Below are 19,627 nucleotides of genomic sequence, written 5' to 3' on the forward strand. Positions count from 1 at the left end.
GCCTTGCTGACCAGCAAGCAATGCAATTGACAACCCATTCCCTGTTGTACGGCTTTGAGATGCGTCGTATTACTGTCCGGTGCGGCGTAACTGATTCGAATGCCAGTCGCGGCCGCCCTGCCATGCCGGGGTTGGAAAAATCTCACCTGCGTACTACTCTCAAAGCTTATTCCTTCGCTCGCTGGGCCGAGCCCTTGGTGATGTCGTTGGCCGCTTTTCCCAGGCCCACGATTTCCTGATTGGCAGCAGCCATGTTTTGCATATCAGCGCGGAAGGCGGCCATTGAGGCGTTGGACTGCTGCCGGTCGAAGGTGATGGCCTGCGCCAGCACCTGCGGGTGCAGCGTAACCAGGTCGGCATCGGTGTGGACGTTGGCTTTGGCCCAGGCGACGGCGGCGGCCCCGGCTTTCGTCTTGGAGTGCAGCATGTTCGTGATGCCCGCGTGCTCACTTTCGCCTCGTACCAGGGCCAGCTGCTCGGCGTCGGGCAGGCGGGCAAAGTCGCGGACGGCGGCGCGGCAGCCATCGGCCACGACGACGGCCTCCGGGCGCTGGTCCTGCATGGTGATGCCCGCCGCTTTCGCTAGTGCGCTTTGCGTAGCCAGTCGGTCATGTACGGATGCCTTGGTCACGACCCGGCCGTTGTGGACGAGCAGTACCGGGTTGTATTGCTGGATCAGACCCCACAGGCCGGTGCGAAATTTCTCGGGGCGGGCTGCGATGGCGGAGCCCAGCCACTTCCAGTACCGCTCCCGTGTCTCGGCCGAGGCGATAGGGTCGCTTGGGGTTTGCATGATGCCCGTGTAGATGGTGCGCACATCACCATAGTTGGGCTTATCCTCCTCGTAATCCTTCAGGAGCGCCGCCTCCAGGCTATGCTGGTCAGCGGCCGAGATGGGGTAAACCGCCATGAACCCGGCCACGCGCAGGGCCTTGGCTACGTCGCGCTTGGCCTCGGCCGAAGCGGCAGGCAGCGGCCCGCTGAACGCGGGCACCGGCTCGGTTATCGGCCCCGACAGACCAGTCACGGCGTCGGAGGTCGAGGCGGTAGCCGGCTTGTTAGAGCCGTTGGCGCTGGGTTGGTTGGTGGCGGCCGTATCGGTTGAGGCGGCCGAGTCGCAGCCCGAAAGCAAGATCAAACAGGCCACCCCTGAAATCAACTGCTTGACGAAGAACAAGCGGAGATGAAGCATAAATACGGAGAAGTAAAGAGACCATCATACGCTAGCCGCTACCCTAGCAGCCCGCCCACTACATACGAAGCCCAACCAAACGAGTTAAGGTGAAGAATACGCGGACGCCCGCCACCATCCCCGACTTCACCTATAAAGCCAACGGCCGGAACGTACGACTTTTGCGGAGCCGTTACGCCGAGGGCAAGTACCAGGGAAGCAGTACCAGATTGATAGTGCTTATTTTCAGCGTCATACTTGGCGGGTACACTCTTGTTGTGCGGGGCAGCTACCATCTTTTGCGATATTTCTGGGAGTATTTTCAGTAACTATCCTTTCAAGCATAGTCTAAACAGCCTTAGGCATTCTTGTACGTTCACGTATACACTCGCACCGCTTGTTTTAAAACGATTTATGACTTTCAAATACCAAGACCGTGAGTGCGATATGGAAGTCTTTTCAAACGAAGACGGTATCGTAGTGAAGTTTTTCACCAAACAAGGCGAGCCGACGGAGGGCCAGATCATCAATTATGTCTACGTAGACTCGGGCTACGGCTATATTTCTTTGAAGCGGAAAGGGACGGAAGGAATTATGAGCGGCTTTGTTAAAAAAGACTTCTTTATCAACAGTGAGATGCTACACTCCGCAATAGATCTTGTCTTGGATTTATTACCGGAAATGAGCCAGGCCTATGTACCGTATAACGTGGAAAGAATAGTAGTCTATGATGCTGCTATTTATACGGGTGAGACTTTTGATGACCTCAAAGAAGATTGATTTCCTGGCTGGCGGCTGAGACTTATTCGGCGCCGAACCAGCTCGGACACATACGTGTTCAGAAGCACTTCATTACCCATTCAGCTTGGCTGGTGCTACCTTTGCGGCTGTGAAAATATTCCGCCTGTTTTTCCTGTTGCCTGCCTTGGCTTTCCTACCTGCTTGCCTTTCGCTCAATAGTGAGGAGCAGCAGACCGAAGCGGCCGAAAAGGCCGTGCTAGCCAAGCACGACGAGCTAATGGCCCAAATGGACCAGCTCACCACGCTCCGCCAGCAGCTGCAGAAGTCGCCCGGCCCCGATACGGCCGCTGCGGCCCGCCAGCGCCGCGCCCTGCTCGCTGCCGATGCCGGCATGATGGACTGGATGCACAAGTACCGCAAGCCCGCCGACACGGTGGCCACCGCCCGCCGCCTCGGCTACTTTGCCGGCCAGCAGCGCAAAATCGATTCGGTGGCTGGCTTGTTTCGTACTAGTGTGGACTCGGCCCGCCTGCTGTTGCGCGCGGCCGGAACGCCGCCTACCTCTGCCCAATAACCCAATGATGCTTTCCAACCTGCGCTTTTCCGCGGGCCGCGCTCTGGTGGCCGGCCTGCTTGCTGCCACCACCCTACTGCCTTTCGCCTGCACCGACAACAAAGCCGATGAGCCCGCCCGGCTGCCTGTTCTCGGCATGAAACAGGCCGAGCCCACCACCCCGGCCGACACGCTGCCCGACCCCGTACCGTCGTTCCGGCTCACCAATCAGGACGGGCAAATCATCACCAACCAGACCTTCGCGGGCAAGGTCTACGTGACGGACTTCTTCTTCGCCACTTGCCCCAGTATATGTCCCAAGATGCAAAGCGAATTGCTGCGCGTATACGAGCAGTTCAAGGGCAACCCCAACGTGCTGTTTCTGAGCCACACCATCGACCCGGCCCACGACTCCATCCCGGTGCTGCGCGACTACGCCGAGCGCCTTGGCATCCAGAATGCCTCGCGCTGGCACTTCGCCACCGCCCCGCACGATACCATATTCGCGCTGGCCCGCGCCTACATGACGGCCGCGCAAGTAGATAAGGGCGTGGTTGGTGGCTACGCCCACAGCGGCACCTTCGCCCTAGTAGATTCGAAACGGCGTATCCGGGGGCTGTATGATGGCATGGAGAAATCCGAGGTGGACCGGCTGATTCGGGAGTTGCCGTTGCTGCTGAAGGAGGAAAACCTAGCCGCGTCCGTCGCCCAGAAATGAGCCAGCTGCTGCCCGCGTTGCGCTGGACAACCGTGGTGGCGGCCGGAGCGCTGCTGGTTACCGCGCCGGGCTGCTTTTCCAACCGGCAAAACGAAGGTGCCACGCTCTACCAAACGCACTGCTCCAGTTGCCACGGTGAGCATGGCGAGGGCCTGCGCCGCCTCATTCCGCCCGTCGCCGCCTCCGATTACGTGGCCCAGCACCGCGCCCAACTGCCCTGCCTCGTCCGCCGGGGCATGAAGGGCCCGGTGGTCGTCAATGGCGTGCTCTACAACCAGGTGATGCCCGGCCACGAAGACCTCACCGACTCGCAAATCACCAACCTGCTCAATTTTGTGCAGCGCAATTGGGGCAATCAGAACGAACCCTACACGGTGCGGGAAGTGTCGGAGCTGCTAGCGCCCTGCCACGGCAGCGACGGGCAGTAGCACGAGCTATAATTGCGCACTAGAGCTATAAGCTAGTTCCCCTCTTTTCCAAGAAGGGGAACTAGCTTATAGCTCTAGTGCGCAACATGGGGCGCAAGCCGCGTCTTGGCACAACATGTACAGCTATTGGCATTCAGAAACTTACTGTTTCTCCGTGTTTCGATAGCAGTTTGTGCGCTACTCAGCCGTGCATCTTCGCGTAAAGCTGGTTAGATTGCACCTTCATCTTTCGTATTCCTATGGGTCTGTTTGACTTTCTGAAAAAGAAGCCGGAAACGCCGGAAACCACCCCCGCGACTCCAGCTTCCTCCTCGCCCGATGCCCCCCGCCCGGCCACTTCCGGCCCACGCTACAAGGGTTCCAACTACACGCTGCCCGTGGAGGAAGCGCCCGCGCGCCCACCGATGCCGCCCATGCCCATGATGCAGCCCGACCCGGAGCCTGGCCAGCCCATTGAGCTACCGTACCAGCCCACCAACGTGTTGGAAGAGCTGCTGCTGCGCGCCGTGCACGAGGCTAACTTGCGGCCGGCCTTCTACCAGGCCCTGCTCCATGAAGAGCTTTTCGCCGTGACCCTGCCCCGTGAAGGCGAAAGTGGCGAAATCACCGTGACGCCCGGCATGGAAATCCAACTGCAAGTGCTGCACGACGGCAAAATTCCGCTCTTTACGTCCACTGACCGGATTTTCGAAGGCGGCGTAACTTCCGATACGGTCGGCTATATCCGCGTACGGGGCCTCGACCTGCTGCAAATGGTGCAGGCCACCGACTGCGTCCTGAACCCCTTCTCCCCCGCCGGCAAGCTGCTCACCACCCAGGAAATCCAAGACCTGCTGGCCAGCGACTTGGTGAACCTGCCGCAAGCTCCCGGTGGCGAAGGCCAAGTTCCAGTGCAGCTAGGCCCGCCCACCGATTTATCTAGCGAGCTGCTCGACTCCCTGCGGGAATTCTGCGCCGGCAAAGACTTCCTGGAAAAGGCTTATGTAGCCGCCTTACGCATCGAAAACAGTCAGGAGCCGCCGCGTCTGCTGCTCGCCTTCCAAGCCGACACGCCCGACCAGAACCCAGAGTTCCTCCAGGAACTGGGCCCCCTCCTAGAAGGCCGCATCGAAGGCTACCAATTCGTGGACATGATGCTGCTGAACCCGGCTGGCGAGGAACCTCTCAACGAGTATTTCCGCCAGCAAGAGCCCTTCTATCAGCGCAGCTAGCGCCAGACAAGCATCCGTAAAAAGCGGGTTCATCCTGTAGGATGACCCGCTTTTTGTTTAAACTGTCCTACTGACGCCAGGAAGCACCTGATGAACGGTCGTTGTTTACCTTGTCATGCAGCGGCATGTGGCGCATCAAGCCAGGGCCCGAAGCCTCTCGCTAGGGTGATGTTCTTCATTAGCATGCCTGAGAATATATAGTCGAGCCCCGGAGGGGCGGCATATCGGTAGAAAGAATCACCATGAAAGGGGTTAAAGCCCCATCGGGGCGACACCCGGTTATGCATGTGTCGCCCCGATGGGGCTTGTTCATTTTTTGTTTCGGTAGTACTACCAATATGCCGCCCCTCCGGGGCTTGACTATGTCCTTCCTGACTTAAGGTTAGCATTACAACCTTAGCACGAGAGACGCAGTGCTTACTACTTCATCCGCAGAAACTTGCGTTTCATGATTTCCTGGACGGGGGTGTTTTCAATCTTGCTTTCCAGCCAGGAAATGATGTCTAGGTACAGAAAGGGCCGCCGCTCGTAGGGATTGGTGGCAATAGTGGTCATTTCGGCCTTTAGGTTCTTGAAAGCTTCTTTGAGCTGATGCGGCTCGATGTGGCCCAGATTGCGCAGAAACCGCAGGATGGCCGTTTGCATCTGCTGCTGGTCGTTCATCTTGCCCAGAAAGCGGTACACCGACTTGAGTTGGTAGTCCAACAGCTCGTCGAGACCGGCTTCGTAGTGGGCAATCAGGTTGAGGATGCGGGCGAAGCATTGCAGGTCTTCGCGGAAGGTTACGTCTTTGTGGTCGATGATTTTGTGCAGGTATTCGATGGCCTTGGCGTAGTGGCCGCTGCCGAAATACAGGCTGGCAATCTTGTAGTAAAAAATCAGGCGGCGGTGTACGTCGAGCTGAGGACGGAAAAGCTCCAGGTTTTCTTCCAGCTCCGGCACTATCTCCAGTCCTTCCGTAAAGCGCCCTTCCAGAAAATAAGCGTTGATCCGATTGGTGCCTAGGTGCTGAAACAGCAGCACTTCCGTGTTGAGCGTGGCCTGCCGGGTTTGGCTGGCTGCGAAATCCTCCAGCGTCTTGAGCACCTCCATAAACCGGCTGTAGTACAGCATATTATACAGCACAGCCAGCAAGTTATGCAGCCCCCGGATGTAGAGCATGGCTTGCTGGTCTTTCATGGCCGGTGCCTCCTCAAACAAATCCACCCACTTCTGCGCGTAGCGGTAGCAGGCCCGAAAATCCTGCACAATGGTGTAGTACCACACGTGGGCCTGGTAATAATACAGCCGCTCAAAGAAGCTGGCCTCCCGCACGTCTAAAGCAGGCATTTCAGCCCGAAAAAACGCGGTGATGGTTTCGTGGTCGTGCTGGTTGCGGGCGGGCCCTACTTTTAGGAAGAACCCGTACATGCGCAGCGCCACGTTCGACAGCTCGTGCATCTGCGACACGCGCGTCACTGTTTCGGTTACCTCCGCCGTCAGCAGCTCGGCGCGGCCCTCAATGCTGCGCGTAATGTATTGCGACTCAATGAGCTTCTCAAAGTCTAGCGCAATTAGAACGATGTGCGAGAGGCGGGCCTGGCGAGCCGCGTTTTTCACTTTATCGAGCATGCGCAGGCTTTGCTGGTAGAAGCCCTTGTTGTAAAGCACCCGCGCGTAGTCGAGCTGTTCGTGCAATTGAATGTCGAGGTTTTGGCCGGTCTGGTACACGCGCAAGCTGGCGAGCAAGTGGCGGTAGAGGTTGGCTTTTAGATTGGCGAGCTGCACGCGCCGGATGGTGGGCGTTAGGGTCAGAATTCGCTCTTCGTCGTACTGCGGCAGTTGGTCGAGGGCATCGAAAAGCAGCAGAAACTTCAGGTCCTCCGATGAGCCTTGCCGGTTGGTAAATAGCCGAAAGTGTCGCTTCTCGGAGCGCGACAATGATTTTATTAGCTGAAAAACGGGGTCATTTATTTCGTTGGGCATCGTACGGAAGCGTTTCGCAATACCTACATTTTCAACTATTTATATACACAAACTGAAGGATTGAAAATCGTACGAACCAGTAAACTTCGGTTTACACCATAGCTGCTAAGCCAATCTATTTGCGAGACCGGAAAGCAGAAGCCCTGCCGGATTTTTCGCAAAGCAGCTTATGACCAGCCAAAAAATACAGATTTTCGACACCACCCTGCGCGACGGCGAACAAGTGCCCGGCTGCAAGCTAAACAGGGACGAGAAACTTGTTATTGCCCGGCAGCTCGAACTGCTCGGCGTGGACGTAATTGAGGCGGGCTTCCCCGTTTCCAGCCCCGGCGACTTCGCCGCCGTGCGGGCCATTGCCACCCAAACGCAGGAAGCTACGGTGTGCGGTCTTTCGCGGGCCGTTGAAAATGATATTCGGGTGGCGGCCGAGGCACTGCAAGGAGCGCGTTACCCGCGTATCCACACTGGCATTGGCACTTCCGAAACGCACATTCTCTACAAGCTCTGTACCACGCAGGAGGCCGTGCTGGAGCGGGCCGTAGCGGCCGTGCGGCTGGCCAAGAGCTTCGTGGAAGACGTGGAGTTCTACGCCGAAGACGCCGGTCGCACCGACAACGAGTTTCTGGCCCGCGTCTGCGAAGCGGCCATCAAGGCCGGCGCCACCGTCCTCAACATTCCGGATACCACCGGCTACTGCCTGCCAGAGGAGTACGGCGCCAAAATCAAGTACCTCCACGAAAACGTGACCGGCATTCAAAACGTGCGGCTTTCTACGCACTGCCACAACGATTTGGGTCTGGCCACGGCCAACTCCATTGCGGGCGTGCTGAACGGGGCGCGGCAGATTGAGTGCACCATCAACGGTGTGGGCGAGCGGGCGGGCAATACGGCCCTGGAAGAAGTGGTGATGATTTTGCGCCAACACCCTTACCTGAACCTCGACACCAGCATCAACACCCGCCTGCTAGCCGAAACCTCGGCTATGGTGTCGCACCTGATGACCATGCCGGTGCAGCCCAATAAGGCCATTGTGGGGGCCAACGCCTTTTCGCATTCCAGCGGCATTCACCAGGACGGCATCATCAAGCACCGCGAAACCTACGAAATCATCGACCCGCGCGAAGTCGGCGTGGCCGATTCTTCCATTGTGCTGACGGCCCGCTCCGGCCGCGCGGCCCTGGCGTACCGGCTCCAGAAGATCGGCTATGACTTCGAGAAAGTCGCTTTAAACAAAGCCTACGCCTGTTTCCTGCAACTCGCCGACCGCAAGCGCGAGGTAGTAGACGAAGACCTACACGCGCTGGTAGAACAAGAAAAACTCGTAACCTCCCTCTAATACACCTACTAATTATGACTACTTTGGAACCAGGCCGGGCCGGCACGACCGGCGCAGAAAAACAGAGCCCTCAGGCCGCGCAAGAAACCGCGCCCTCGCCACGCTATACCGACTGGATTAGCTACGCGGTAGCGCTGACGAAGCAGACGCCACCAAGCCAGAACGATTTCTCGCGGGACTCTCAGTTCTAAACGCACTCAGCACTCATGGCCACCACCTTATTCGACAAAGTCTGGGATGCCCACTTGGTGAACTCCGTGCCCGGCGGCCTCGACGTGCTCTACATCGACCGGCACCTGATTCATGAGGTAACCAGCCCGCAGGCTTTCGAGGAGCTGGCGGCGCGGGAGCTGCCGCTGTACCGGCCCGGCCGCATTCTAGCCACCGCCGACCACAACGTGCCCACCCGCAACCAGCACCTGCCGATTGCGGAGCCGCTGTCCCGCTCGCAGGTGGATAAGCTCACCGAAAACTGCCAGAAATACGGCATCGAGCTTTACGGCCTGGGCCACGCCCGCCAGGGCATCGTGCACGTAATTGGGCCAGAATTGGGCCTCACGCTGCCGGGCGCCACCATCGTCTGCGGCGACAGCCACACCTCCACGCACGGCGCGTTCGGGGCCGTGGCTTTCGGCATCGGGACCAGCCAAGTGGCGCAGGTGATGGCCACGCAATGCCTGCTGCTGAGCCGCCCCAAGCGGATGCGCATCACCGTGGATGGTGAGCTGCAACCCGGCGTTACGGCCAAGGACTTGATTCTGTACGTGATTGCGCAGCTAGGCACGGGCGGCGCTACCGGCTACTTCGTGGAATACGCGGGCAGTGCCGTGCGCGGCCTGAGCATGGAAGGCCGCATGACGGTCTGCAATATGAGCATCGAGATGGGAGCCCGCGGCGGCCTCATCGCGCCCGATGCCACTACCCTGGCTTACGTGCAAGGCCGCCCTTACGCGCCGCAGGGCGAAGCCTGGAACCAAGCGGTAGCCTACTGGCAGACGCTGTATTCGGACAAGGACGCGCAATTTGATGCCGAGCACCGCTTCGATGCCCTCGACATTCCGCCCATGATTACCTACGGCACCAACCCCGGCATGGGCATCGCGCTCAACGGCCGGATTCCGCTGGAGGTAGCCGCTACGGAAGCTGACAGCTTTGATAAGTCGTTGCAGTACATGGGTTTTCAGCGCGGCGAGACGCTGCTAGGCAAGGAAATCAACTACGTGTTTATCGGGAGCTGCACCAACTCGCGCATCGAGGATTTGCGCACGGTGGCGGCCTACGTGCAGGGCAAGCGGAAAGCCGGGCACGTGGAGGCCATCATCGTGCCCGGCTCCAAGCAAGTGGAGCAACAAGCCATTGCCGAAGGCCTCGATAAGATTCTGGCCGAAGCCGGCTTTGAGTTGCGCGAACCGGGCTGCAGCGCCTGCCTGGCCATGAACGAAGACAAGATTCCGGCCGGCGCCTACTGCGTGGCTACCTCCAACCGCAACTTCGAAGGCCGCCAAGGCCCCGGCTCCCGCACGTTGCTCGCCTCGCCGCTAGTGGCCGCCATCACCGCCGTGCAAGGCCGCATCGTGGACATCACGCAGTATGTGAATTAGTGCTTAGTGCCTGGTGCTTAGTGCTCAGGTCGTTCTGGCAAGGTACCTATCACCAACTAAGCACTAACAACTAAGCACCACGCACTAAGCACTAAAAATCGACAATGGAAAAATTCCAGACCCTGCATTCCAGCGCGGTGCCACTGCCGCTGGAGAACATTGATACCGACCAGATTATTCCGGCCCGTTTCCTGAAGGCGACGACCCGCGAAGGATTCGGCGACAACCTGTTCCGCGACTGGCGCTACGCGGCTGATGGCACACTCAGGGCTGATTTCGCGCTCAACGATGCCCGGTACGGCGGCCAGATCCTGCTGGCGGGCAAGAACTTTGGGTGCGGCTCCAGCCGGGAACACGCCGCCTGGGCTTTGTACGACGCGGGCTTTCGGGTGGTGATTTCCAGCTACTTCGCCGACATCTTCCGGGGCAATGCCTTGAATACGGGCCTACTACCGCTGCAAGTCAGCGACGAAGTGCTAGCCCGGCTCTTTGCCTGGGTGGAGCAGGATGCCCAGACGCAGTTCGTGGTGCAGTTGCCCGCGCAAACGCTAACCGTGCCGGCCTGGGAACAAACCATTGCCTTCGACATCGACCCTTACAAGAAGGAGTGTTTGCTCCATGGCTACGATGACATTGATTTTTTGGTGAATCAGAAACCGGCCATCGAGGCCTACGAACAACGCAGAACATGGACATGGTAAGCAAGAAAATAGCCGTACTAGCCGGCGACGGCATCGGGCCGGAAGTGTGCCGGGAGGCGGTGCGCGTGTTGCAGGCCGTGGCGGGCCGGTTCGGGCACCGCTTCGAGTTCGAGTCGTACTTGATGGGCGCTTGCGCCATCGACGCTACCGGCGACCCGCTGCCGGCAGCCACCCTCGAAGCCTGCCGCGCCGCCGATGCCGTACTGCTCGGCGCCATCGGCGACCCCAAATACGACAACGACCCCAGCGCCCCCGTGCGCCCCGAGCAGGGCTTGCTGCGGCTGCGCAAGTCGCTGGGCCTGTTCGCCAACATTCGGCCTGTTACGGCCTACGATGCGCTGCTGGCGCACTCGCCCCTGAAAAAAGAGCGAATCGCGGGCACCGACATGCTTATCTTCCGGGAGCTGACCGGCGGCATCTACTTCGGCGAGAAGGGCCGCACCGCCGACGGCACCGGCGCCTACGACCACTGCACCTACAGCCGCGACGAAATCCGGCGCATCGCGCACCTGGCGTTTCAGGCCGCGGCCTCCCGTCGGGGCAAGCTCACGCTCGTCGACAAGGCCAACGTGCTGGAAACGTCCCGGCTGTGGCGCGAAGAAGTGCGCGAAATAGCTGCCCAGTACCCGGAAGTAAACGTGGACTACCTGTTCGTGGACAACGCCGCCATGCAGATTATCCTGAACCCCACGCAGTTCGACGTGATTTTGACGGAGAACATGTTCGGCGATATTATTTCCGACGAAGCCTCGGTTATTGCCGGCTCGCTGGGCCTGCTGCCTTCCGCCTCGGTTGGCGACGGGGTGGCGCTGTTTGAGCCCATTCACGGCTCGTATCCGCAGGCGGCGGGCAAGGGCATCGCCAATCCCATTGCTACCATTCTATCAGCAGCCATGCTGCTCGATCATTGGGACCTGCGGGCGGAAGCGGCTCTAGTACGCGAAGCCGTGGACGAAGCCTTACTCAACAATATTCTGACGCCGGAGCTGAACCCGCAAACGCCTTATCGCACCGAGCAAGTAGGCGCCTACATCGCCTTCTGGATCACGGATTCCAACGAAAAGCAGTGGAATCGCCACAACGTGGAAGTGGGCGCTAGTACCATCATTTAACCTGGCCGGTCTGGTTGTTTTTGCTGCGAAGCACTACAAAAGCCTTTCTAAGCCGGCGCTCAGAAAGGCTTTTGTTTTCTCTGTCTCAGCTTATTCCGGGTGTATTTCAATCTTGATACGCCTGCTGTATTTATCGCCCCCAGAATACGCAGAAACAGACGACGGCCTGTATTCTAACTAAGGCACTACAAACGATGCTCAACAAGTACAGCCGCATTTACACCCAGGACGACAGCCTGCCGGCCTCGCAAGCCATGCTCATTGGGTCGGGCTTGTCGGACGCTGATTTGCGCAAGCCGTTCGTGGGCATCTGCTCCACAGGGTTCGAGGGCAATACCTGCAACATGCACCTCAATGGCTTGGCCGACGAGGTGAAAATTGGGGTGCAGGCGCAGGGGCTGGTGGGGCTGCGCTTCAACACCATTGGGGTGAGCGACGGTATCACGAACGGCACGCCGGGCATGCGCTTCTCGCTGGTTTCGCGCGAAATCATTGCCGATTCGATTGAGGCCATGGCCGGGGCGCACAACTACGACGCGCTGGCTACCGTGGTGGGCTGCGACAAGAACATGCCGGGCGCGCTCATCGCGATGGCGCGGCTGAACCGGCCCTCGCTGATGGTGTACGGCGGCACGATTAAGGGCGGCAGCTTCAAGGGGCAGCAGCTCAATATCGTGTCGTGTTTTGAGGCGTACGGCAAGAAACTACAGGGGCAGATTTCCGAGGAAGATTACAAAGGCATCATCCACAACGCCTGCCCCGGACCGGGCGCTTGCGGAGGCATGTACACGGCCAATACGATGGCGTCGGCCATTGAGGCGCTGGGCATGAGCGTGCCGTTTTCGTCGTCGTCGCCGGCCGTGAGCAACGAGAAAAACCAGGAGTGTCTGGCTACCGGCGTGTACCTACGGCGGCTACTGGAGCTGGACATCAAGCCGCGCGACATTCTGGTGCGGAAGGCTTTCGAGAATGCCCTGGTGATGGTGACCGTGCTGGGCGGCTCCACGAATGCCGTGCTCCACCTTATTGCCATTGCCCACGCGGCCGGTATTCGGCTCACGCTGGAAGACTTTCAGGAAGTCAGCAACCGCGTGCCGGTGCTCGCCGACCTCAAGCCGAGCGGCAAGTACCTGATGGAAGACCTGGCGGCGCTGGGCGGCGTGCCCGCCGTGATGCGCACTTTACTCGACGCCGGCCTGCTGCACGGCGATTTACTGACCGTAACGGGCCAGACGTTGGCCGAAAACCTGGCGGCCATAAAGCCGCTGGGCACCGAGCAGGATTTGCTGCGCCCGCTCAGCAACCCCATCAAAGCCGACGGCCACATTCAGATTCTGTACGGCAACCTGGCCCCCAACGGCGCGGTAGCCAAAATCACGGGCAAGGAAGGCTTGCGGTTTGAAGGCCCGGCCATCGTTTTCAATTCCGAAGAGGAGCTGAACGAAGGCATCACGCAGGGCAAAATCAAGGCCGGGCAGGTGGTCGTGATTCGCTACGTGGGGCCGAAGGGCGGGCCGGGCATGCCGGAAATGCTCAAGCCCACGTCCGCCATCATCGGGGCCGGCCTGGGCGACAAAGTAGCCCTGATTACGGATGGCCGTTTCTCCGGCGGCACCCACGGCTTCGTCATCGGCCACGTCTGCCCCGAAGCCTACGACGGCGGGCCGCTGGCGCTGGTGGAAGACGGCGACTGGATAGTGCTGGACGCGGCCGCCAACACCATTGATATGCAAGTAGAGCCCGCGCTGCTGGAATTGCGCCGACAGCAGTGGCAACGCCCCCGCCCCACCGTGCGCCAAGGCGTGCTGCTGAAGTACATCCGCACGGTCAGCGACGCCAGTCAGGGCTGTATCACCGACTTAGACGAAAGCCATGTTAACGAAAAAGCAACCCTCGCAAGCCCGGCCTGAGCCCGCCACAGCGGCGGCACCCACGGCCACCACGACGGGCGCGGAGGCCACCTTGCGGGCGTTGCTAGCCGAAGGCGTGGACACCATTTTCGGCTATCCGGGCGGGGCCATCATCCCGATTTACGATGCTCTTTACGATTTCAAGGAGCAGCTACACCACGTACTGGTACGGCACGAGCAGGGCGGCGTGCACGCGGCCCAGGGCTACGCCCGCGCTTCGGGGAAAGTTGGGGTGGTGTTTGCGACCAGCGGGCCGGGCGCTACCAATCTGGTGACGGGCCTGGCCGATGCGCTAATCGACAGCACGCCGCTGGTGTGCATTACGGGCCAGGTGTTTGCGCATCTGCTGGGCACCGATGCCTTCCAGGAAACCGACATCATCAACATCACCACGCCCATCACCAAGTGGAACTACCAGGTAACCAACGCCGAGGAAATCCCGGAGGCCCTGGCCAAGGCGTTCTACATTGCCCGTAGCGGCCGGCCCGGCCCGGTTCTGATTGACATCACCAAAAACGCCCAGCTCCAGCACTTCGATTGCAGCGAGTACGTGCCGTGCACCCACATCCGCAGTTACCGGCCTGTGCCCATCGTGCGGCCCGAGTACGTGCGGGAAGCCGCGGCGCTCATCAACCAAGCCAAGCGGCCCTTCGTGCTGTGGGGCCAGGGCGTGATTCTGGGCGGCGCCGAGCAGGAGTTTCGGGCCTTCGTTGAGAAAAGCGGCATTCCAGCGGCCTGGACCATCCTGGGGGCCGGCGCGCTGCCTACCAGCCATCCGCTGAACGTGGGGATGCTGGGCATGCACGGCAACTACGGCCCCAACGTGCTCACCAACGAGTGCGACGTGCTCATCGCCATCGGGATGCGCTTCGACGACCGGGTAACGGGCCGCCTCGACAAGTACGCCAAGCAAGCCCAGGTCATTCACCTCGACATCGACCCAGCAGAAATCGACAAGAACGTAGCGGCCACGGTGCCCGTCTGGGGCGACTGCAAGGAGACGCTGCCGCTGCTCACGGCGCTGGTTGACGCCAAGCATCACCCCGAATGGCACGCGCAGTTTCAGCAGCACATGGCGCAGGAAGTGGACGCCGTGATTCGGGAGGAGTTGTTTCCGACCAGCGAAGAACTGACGATGGGCGAAGTGCTGCAGCAGCTCAACGAGCTGACCGGCGGGGAGGCCATCATCGTGACCGACGTGGGTCAGCACCAGATGGTAGCCTGCCGCTACGCCCGCTTCAACCACCCGCGCAGCAACATCACCAGCGGCGGCCTGGGCACGATGGGGTTTGCCCTGCCCGCCGCCATTGGGGCCAAGTTCGGGGCCCCGCACCGCCCGGTGGTTGCCATCATCGGCGACGGAGGTTTCCAGATGACCATTCAGGAGCTGGGCACCATCATGCAAACCGGCGTCGAGGTGAAGATCATCATCCTCAACAACCAGTTTTTGGGCATGGTCCGGCAGTGGCAGGAGCTGTTTAACGACCGGCGCTACTCCTTCGTCAACATCGCCAGCCCCGACTACGTGACCGTGGCCCGTGGCTATGGCATTGCCGGCCAGCAGGTTTCGGCGCGGGCCGAGCTGGCGGCGGCGCTGTACCACATGCTGACGCACCCCGGCTCCTTCCTGCTGGAAGTGCTGGTATCGAAGGAGAACAACATTTTCCCCATGGTACCGCAAGGGTGCAGCATCGCCGAAATCCGGCTGAAATAAGAGCTGAGAAGTGAGAGTTCAGAACTTAGAAAATTCTGCTTCTGCTCGTCTCGTGCCCATCAAGCCTCAGCTCTACGTTCTAGATTCTAAGCTCTACTACAATGACCCGCCAGGAATACAACATCACAGCGTACACCGAGAACCAAGTGGGGCTGCTCAACCGCATTGCCATCATTTTCTCGCGCCGCAAAATCAACATCGAGAGTCTCAATACTTCGCCTTCGGAAATCGAGGGCATTCACCGCTTCAACATCGTGATTCACGAAACGGAGGAGGTGGTGAGCAAGCTGGCCAAGCAGATTGAGAAGCAGATTGAGGTGCTGAAAGTCTACTTCAACCCCAACGCCGACGTGATCTGGCAGGAAATGGCGCTCTACAAAGTGCCCACCGACGTCATTGCCGAAAAGGCCACCGTGGAGCGCCTGCTGCGCGAAAATGGGGCCCGCGCCGTGGTGATCCGCAAAGACTACACGGTGTTTGAAACCACCGGCCACCGCGAAGAGACGGACAGCCTCATCCGCGTGCTGCAACCCTACGGCCTCATCGAGTTCGTGCGCAGCGCCCGCATCGCCATCATCAAAGACAGCCAGGGCTTCCACCACAAACTGCGCGAGTTCGAGCGCCGCGAGCCCAGCCCCGAGCCCGCCGAAAACGAATACCTCAACAGCCGCGACAAGGTGTTCACGATGTAGCGGCCTCACCCCCCGGCCCCCTCTCCTTCAGAGAGGGGGAGCCACATCGGCACATTGCAGCCTCTTGAGTCTTGTATAATCATTTTGAAAATGATCCTCAATCGTTTGGCTCCCCCTCTCTGAAGGAGAGGGGGCCGGGGGGTGAGGCAAAAACCACTCATTCACTCTAAAATAGCCCACTGCAAAATGGCACAAATCAATTTTGGCGGCGTACACGAAACCGTAGTTACCCGCGAGGAATTTCCCCTTTCAACGGCGCTGGATGTACTCAAGGACGAGACTATTGCCGTTATTGGCTACGGCGTGCAGGGTCCGGGCCAGGCGCTGAACATGCGCGACAACGGGTTCCACGTCATTGTGGGGCAGCGCGAGGGCACGGCTTCCTGGGCGCGGGCGCTGCAAGATGGCTGGGTGGAAGGCGAAACGCTGTTTTCGATTGAAGAAGCGGCCGAGCGCGGCACCATCGTCTGTAACCTGCTCTCCGATGCCGGCCAGATTGCGCTGTGGCCCACGCTGAAAGAGCGGCTGACGGCCGGCAAAACGCTGTATTTCTCGCACGGCTTCGGCATCACCTTCAACGACCAAACCAACATCATCCCGCCCCCTGACGTGGACGTGATTCTGGTGGCGCCCAAAGGCAGCGGCACCAGTCTCCGCCGCCTGTTCCTGGCCGGGGGCGGCCTGAATTCTTCGTTTGCCGTGTACCAGGATGCCACAGGCAAGGCCTATGAAAAAGCAATTGCGATGGGTATTGGCGTGGGGTCTGGCTACTTGTTTGAAACCGACTTCAAGAAGGAAGTGTACTCCGACCTCACCGGCGAGCGGGGCGTGCTGATGGGGGCTTTGGCGGGCATCATTGAGGCCCAGTACCAGGTGTTGCGCCAGCGCGGCCACTCGCCCTCCGAGGCCTTCAACGAAACCGTGGAGGAGCTCACCCAGAGTCTGGTGCCGCTGGTGGGCGAAAACGGCATGGACTGGATGTTCAGCAACTGCTCCGTGACGGCCCAGCGCGGGGCCCTGGACTGGAAAGGCCGGTTCCGCGAAGCCACCCTGCCCGTGCTCAACGAGCTGTACGACAGCGTAGCCTCCGGCAAGGAAGCCGAGCGCACCATTCAACGCGGTTCCACGCCCAACTACCGCCAGGAGCTGGAGGCCGAACTCAAGGAAGTGCGCGAATCGGAGCTGTGGCAAACCGGCGCTACCGTGCGCCAGCTCCGCTCCAAAACCGCCGAAAAAGTAGAGGAGCTGAGCTAGAACTTCGCCTTCCCTGGACTTTTTAGCAACGGCTGGTCATCCTGCGCAAGCGCAGGATGACCAGCCGTTTTTCATGGCCGCTTGACTACGCACCAACTTCCCTGGCGTATGTGGAGAGCCATCGAAAAAGGCGGTCAGGCAGAGCCACATGGCTCTGCCTGACCGTTCAACTAGGTACATGATTCCCGGAGCTACACCCATCCACACACCTTTGCCCACCACCCCCAGGTCGTCGTGACGAGGAGGGCAAAGTACGCGTACTTCGCCCTCCTCGTCACGACACAATGCCCCGCGGACACGTACTTTACCCAATGTGTCACGACACGACGCTCCACGGACGCGTACGTTGCCTGATGTGTCACGACACGATGACCCGCGGACACGTACTTTGCCCGATGTGTCACGACACGATGCCGCGCGGACGCGTACTTCGGGCATCGTGTCGTGACGAGTAGGCTCTTGCGGTCGAAAACGGCCTTGCTGAGCCGGAATAGCTACCTTATAGCTGCTGATTTTCACTTTTCAGCCCGTGTCACCTCCTAAAACCTATGCAATACTGCCCTATGGCGCCCCTATAGCGAGCTTTGCCAGCCCTGTAGCCGGGCGTGTCAGTCCTGGAACCGCTCTAGTCACCTACTACTCCCCTACTCACCTTCTTCGCCTGCCGGGCTAGGAGCCAGCTAAACACAGGGCGTAGTCCGAAATTCAGGGCGAATCCTAACGGAATGGACGCTACCACCCAAATCAGCATAGCACCCGCAATGGCATGCCAGAGCAGATGCAGGGCCTGCTGCCAGTCGTTGGCAAACAGCTGTTGTAGCTGAGTAAGTGTCAGTTGCAGGCTTTCATCGTCGCCGAGCAACTTCGCTCCCAGACGCAGAAGCGGGACGATAAGCAGTAGCTGCACCGGGCTCATCAGGTGGCTTACCAGCAGCAGAGCCGCCACGTTCAGCCGCATTCGAACGGCTATGGTGGTAGCCATGAGCGTGGTAATGCCTAGCATGGGCACGATGCCAAAGATGATGCCCAGCGCCACCGTCAAGGAAAGTTGCGCGGGCGTAAGACCTTGCTTGAGCAGGTTCAGTACCGGGTCGGCCACGCGCCGGCGCCACCAGCTGGCGGGCGGCGGCACAGACGACGCGGAGGAAACGGGCGGCACGGATAAAGGCACGGGCAGACAGAAAATTGAGGATAAGGGGAATCGGCGCGGGGCAGTACCTTCGTACGTTGCTTACTGGCCCTGGTACTGAAACTAGGCCGAAACTAGTACGCAGGCCCGATGACAAAAGTACACGCGCTGGGTCCGTTCCGCAGCCGCATTTTAACCGATACCCTAATTCTACTACGCCGCGCGGGCCGCGAGCTGGCCGCCAACGACCCGCTTCGGCTGGGCGCGGCCACGGCGTTTTTCACCACGTTTGCCCTGCCGCCCATCCTCATCATTCTCATTCAGGTGATGGGGTCCTTGTATTCGACGTCCATTGTACGCGGCCTGCTGCTCACCAAACTATCCAACCTGCTCGGTGCCTCGGCGGCCGGCCTCGTGGAGCAGATTCTGCAAAACGTAACCAACGTGCAGCGCAGCCGCCTCGTGACCTGGCTGGGCTTCGGCTTTCTGCTCTTTATTGCCACCACCCTTTTCGTCGTAATCCAGCACTCGCTCAATCAGCTCTGGCAGATTCGGCCTAAGCGCGGCGGTGGGCGGCTTGGCAAAGTTTTGCAGGAACGCGCCCGTTCCTTGGGCGTATTAGTCGCTACCGGAATTCTTTCCGTGCTGGCCTTCCTTACCGATGCGGCCTTGGCCTTCCTGGCCGATTACGTGCACGATTTCGACGAGAATTTCGGCTACTACCTGTTTCAGGTGTTCAACCAAGTCACGTCGCTGCTAATTCTGGCTGCCTGGTTTGCCGTTACGTTTCGCAACCTGAGCAGCGCCCGGGTGCCCTGGCGGGCCGTACTGCGCGGCGCAGCCCTCACCGCCGTCCTCATCGATCTGGGCGAATACCTGCTGGGCTACTTACTCGTGCCGCGCAACCTCGGCCCCATCTACGGCCCGGCGTCCAGCATCGTGCTGGTGCTACTGTTTGTGTTTTACTCGGCCATGATTTTCTATTTCGGCGCCTGTTTCACCAAAGCCTACGCCCACTACGTGAACATGGACATCAAACCCAAAAAATCCGCCGTCCGCTACCGGCTGGTGGATGAGGAGTAATTGGTAATGAAGAATGAGGAATTGTGGAGGGCGGCCCGGTCTGCCCGCTTTTTCGGCGGGCTGACCGGTCGAAGAGCGCGCCAGTTGTTCAATGAAGATTGAAGAATGAGCAATTGCGGTAACCAACCAGGCGGAACACCATCAGCTAACGGCGACCGTTCAGCTCGCCCAAAAGCGAGCAGACCGGAGCTACGGCAATGAACGGTTGCCGGGGTAGGCCTTTAGGAAGCTTGTTCATTGTTCATTGTTCATTGTTCATTGTTCATTGTTCATTGTTCATTGTTCATTGTTCATTGTTCATTGTTCAT

At 59.6% G+C, this 19,627-nt stretch carries 17 protein-coding genes; 14 read left to right on the top strand and 3 right to left on the bottom strand.

Annotation, left to right across the window (positions count from 1 at the left end):
* Nucleotides 1-166 precede the first annotated feature (166 nt).
* The gene (locus tag ACYSMN_RS08205) at nucleotides 167-1,192 is read right to left on the bottom strand and encodes a hypothetical protein (protein ID WP_488923375.1); all 1,026 of its coding nucleotides are present in this window, start codon (nucleotides 1,190-1,192) and stop codon (nucleotides 167-169) included.
* A gap of 393 nt (nucleotides 1,193-1,585) precedes the next feature.
* Here ACYSMN_RS08205 and ACYSMN_RS08210 point away from each other — a divergent pair, with 393 nt between their 5' ends.
* The 5 genes from ACYSMN_RS08210 to ACYSMN_RS08230 all read left to right on the top strand — a co-directional run bounded on the left by ACYSMN_RS08210 (nucleotide 1,586) and on the right by ACYSMN_RS08230 (nucleotide 4,822).
* Entirely contained in the window at nucleotides 1,586-1,951 is a 366-nt protein-coding gene (locus ACYSMN_RS08210) for a hypothetical protein (RefSeq protein ID WP_488923376.1), read from the top strand.
* Nucleotides 1,952-2,060: 109 nt separating this feature from the next.
* Nucleotides 2,061-2,486: a hypothetical protein gene (locus ACYSMN_RS08215; protein ID WP_488923377.1), complete on the top strand. Its 426-nt coding sequence runs from the start codon at nucleotides 2,061-2,063 to the stop codon at nucleotides 2,484-2,486.
* 4 nt (nucleotides 2,487-2,490) lie between these two features.
* A complete protein-coding gene (locus ACYSMN_RS08220) occupies nucleotides 2,491-3,183 on the top strand; it encodes an SCO family protein (RefSeq protein ID WP_488923378.1) in 693 nt (230 codons plus the stop codon).
* The gene (locus ACYSMN_RS08225; protein ID WP_488923379.1) at nucleotides 3,180-3,611 is read left to right on the top strand and encodes a c-type cytochrome; all 432 of its coding nucleotides are present in this window, start codon (nucleotides 3,180-3,182) and stop codon (nucleotides 3,609-3,611) included. Before ACYSMN_RS08220 ends, ACYSMN_RS08225 begins: the two co-directional genes overlap by 4 nt.
* Nucleotides 3,612-3,850: 239 nt before the next feature.
* Entirely contained in the window at nucleotides 3,851-4,822 is a 972-nt protein-coding gene (locus ACYSMN_RS08230) for an enhanced serine sensitivity protein SseB C-terminal domain-containing protein (protein ID WP_488923380.1), read from the top strand.
* Nucleotides 4,823-5,242: 420 nt separating this feature from the next.
* On the opposite strand, the gene ACYSMN_RS08235 is transcribed toward ACYSMN_RS08230, so the two are convergent.
* The gene (locus ACYSMN_RS08235) at nucleotides 5,243-6,787 is read right to left on the bottom strand and encodes a hypothetical protein (protein WP_488923381.1); all 1,545 of its coding nucleotides are present in this window, start codon (nucleotides 6,785-6,787) and stop codon (nucleotides 5,243-5,245) included.
* 169 nt (nucleotides 6,788-6,956) lie between these two features.
* On the opposite strand from ACYSMN_RS08235, the gene ACYSMN_RS08240 reads away from it, so the two are divergent.
* From ACYSMN_RS08240 to ilvC, 8 genes are all read left to right on the top strand, one after another.
* The gene (locus ACYSMN_RS08240; protein ID WP_488923382.1) at nucleotides 6,957-8,123 is read left to right on the top strand and encodes a 2-isopropylmalate synthase; all 1,167 of its coding nucleotides are present in this window, start codon (nucleotides 6,957-6,959) and stop codon (nucleotides 8,121-8,123) included.
* A gap of 206 nt (nucleotides 8,124-8,329) precedes the next feature.
* Nucleotides 8,330-9,724, top strand: coding sequence for a 3-isopropylmalate dehydratase large subunit (gene leuC, locus ACYSMN_RS08245; protein WP_488923383.1), 1,395 nt, complete (start codon nucleotides 8,330-8,332; stop codon nucleotides 9,722-9,724).
* Between the two features lie 104 nt (nucleotides 9,725-9,828).
* The gene (gene leuD, locus ACYSMN_RS08250; RefSeq protein ID WP_488923384.1) at nucleotides 9,829-10,425 is read left to right on the top strand and encodes a 3-isopropylmalate dehydratase small subunit; all 597 of its coding nucleotides are present in this window, start codon (nucleotides 9,829-9,831) and stop codon (nucleotides 10,423-10,425) included.
* Complete coding sequence (gene leuB / locus ACYSMN_RS08255; protein WP_488923385.1) at nucleotides 10,413-11,537, top strand: 3-isopropylmalate dehydrogenase; 1,125 nt, start codon at nucleotides 10,413-10,415, stop codon at nucleotides 11,535-11,537. The genes leuD and leuB overlap by 13 nt, the downstream gene beginning before the upstream one ends.
* A 194-nt stretch (nucleotides 11,538-11,731) precedes the next feature.
* On the top strand, nucleotides 11,732-13,447 hold the full coding sequence (gene ilvD / locus ACYSMN_RS08260; RefSeq protein WP_488923386.1) for a dihydroxy-acid dehydratase: 1,716 nt from the start codon (nucleotides 11,732-11,734) through the stop codon (nucleotides 13,445-13,447).
* On the top strand, nucleotides 13,410-15,161 hold the full coding sequence (gene ilvB, locus ACYSMN_RS08265) for a biosynthetic-type acetolactate synthase large subunit (RefSeq protein WP_488923387.1): 1,752 nt from the start codon (nucleotides 13,410-13,412) through the stop codon (nucleotides 15,159-15,161). Before ilvD ends, ilvB begins: the two co-directional genes overlap by 38 nt.
* A 101-nt stretch (nucleotides 15,162-15,262) precedes the next feature.
* On the top strand, nucleotides 15,263-15,853 hold the full coding sequence (gene ilvN / locus ACYSMN_RS08270; RefSeq protein ID WP_488923388.1) for an acetolactate synthase small subunit: 591 nt from the start codon (nucleotides 15,263-15,265) through the stop codon (nucleotides 15,851-15,853).
* Nucleotides 15,854-16,039: 186 nt separating this feature from the next.
* Complete coding sequence (gene ilvC, locus ACYSMN_RS08275) at nucleotides 16,040-17,107, top strand: ketol-acid reductoisomerase (RefSeq protein ID WP_488923389.1); 1,068 nt, start codon at nucleotides 16,040-16,042, stop codon at nucleotides 17,105-17,107.
* Nucleotides 17,108-17,732: 625 nt separating this feature from the next.
* Here ilvC and ACYSMN_RS08280 read toward each other — a convergent pair.
* On the bottom strand, nucleotides 17,733-18,278 hold the full coding sequence (locus ACYSMN_RS08280) for a DUF2062 domain-containing protein (RefSeq protein WP_488923390.1): 546 nt from the start codon (nucleotides 18,276-18,278) through the stop codon (nucleotides 17,733-17,735).
* Between the two features lie 108 nt (nucleotides 18,279-18,386).
* Here ACYSMN_RS08280 and ACYSMN_RS08285 point away from each other — a divergent pair, with 108 nt between their 5' ends.
* Nucleotides 18,387-19,319, top strand: a complete 933-nt coding sequence (locus tag ACYSMN_RS08285; protein WP_488923391.1) for a YihY/virulence factor BrkB family protein — start codon at nucleotides 18,387-18,389, stop codon at nucleotides 19,317-19,319.
* The last annotated feature ends 308 nt before the right edge of the window (nucleotides 19,320-19,627 follow it).

It is taken from the genome of Hymenobacter sp. M1-2, from assembly GCF_057808495.1.

What these genes read in the sequence shown, in the direction of transcription:
- ilvD (WP_488923386.1), top strand. Translation starts at nt 11,732, where the DNA reads ATGCTCAACAAGTACAGCCGCATTTACACCCAGGACGACAGCCTGCCG.
- ACYSMN_RS08210 (WP_488923376.1), top strand. Translation starts at nt 1,586, where the DNA reads ATGACTTTCAAATACCAAGACCGTGAGTGCGATATGGAAGTCTTTTCA.
- ilvN (WP_488923388.1), top strand. Translation starts at nt 15,263, where the DNA reads ATGACCCGCCAGGAATACAACATCACAGCGTACACCGAGAACCAAGTG.
- ilvB (WP_488923387.1), top strand. Translation starts at nt 13,410, where the DNA reads ATGTTAACGAAAAAGCAACCCTCGCAAGCCCGGCCTGAGCCCGCCACA.
- ACYSMN_RS08220 (WP_488923378.1), top strand. Translation starts at nt 2,491, where the DNA reads ATGATGCTTTCCAACCTGCGCTTTTCCGCGGGCCGCGCTCTGGTGGCC.
- ACYSMN_RS08240 (WP_488923382.1), top strand. Translation starts at nt 6,957, where the DNA reads ATGACCAGCCAAAAAATACAGATTTTCGACACCACCCTGCGCGACGGC.
- ACYSMN_RS08230 (WP_488923380.1), top strand. Translation starts at nt 3,851, where the DNA reads ATGGGTCTGTTTGACTTTCTGAAAAAGAAGCCGGAAACGCCGGAAACC.
- ACYSMN_RS08225 (WP_488923379.1), top strand. Translation starts at nt 3,180, where the DNA reads ATGAGCCAGCTGCTGCCCGCGTTGCGCTGGACAACCGTGGTGGCGGCC.
- leuB (WP_488923385.1), top strand. Translation starts at nt 10,413, where the DNA reads ATGGACATGGTAAGCAAGAAAATAGCCGTACTAGCCGGCGACGGCATC.
- leuD (WP_488923384.1), top strand. Translation starts at nt 9,829, where the DNA reads ATGGAAAAATTCCAGACCCTGCATTCCAGCGCGGTGCCACTGCCGCTG.
- ACYSMN_RS08285 (WP_488923391.1), top strand. Translation starts at nt 18,387, where the DNA reads ATGACAAAAGTACACGCGCTGGGTCCGTTCCGCAGCCGCATTTTAACC.
- ACYSMN_RS08205 (WP_488923375.1), bottom strand. Translation starts at nt 1,192, where the DNA reads ATGCTTCATCTCCGCTTGTTCTTCGTCAAGCAGTTGATTTCAGGGGTG.
- leuC (WP_488923383.1), top strand. Translation starts at nt 8,330, where the DNA reads ATGGCCACCACCTTATTCGACAAAGTCTGGGATGCCCACTTGGTGAAC.
- ilvC (WP_488923389.1), top strand. Translation starts at nt 16,040, where the DNA reads ATGGCACAAATCAATTTTGGCGGCGTACACGAAACCGTAGTTACCCGC.
- ACYSMN_RS08235 (WP_488923381.1), bottom strand. Translation starts at nt 6,787, where the DNA reads ATGCCCAACGAAATAAATGACCCCGTTTTTCAGCTAATAAAATCATTG.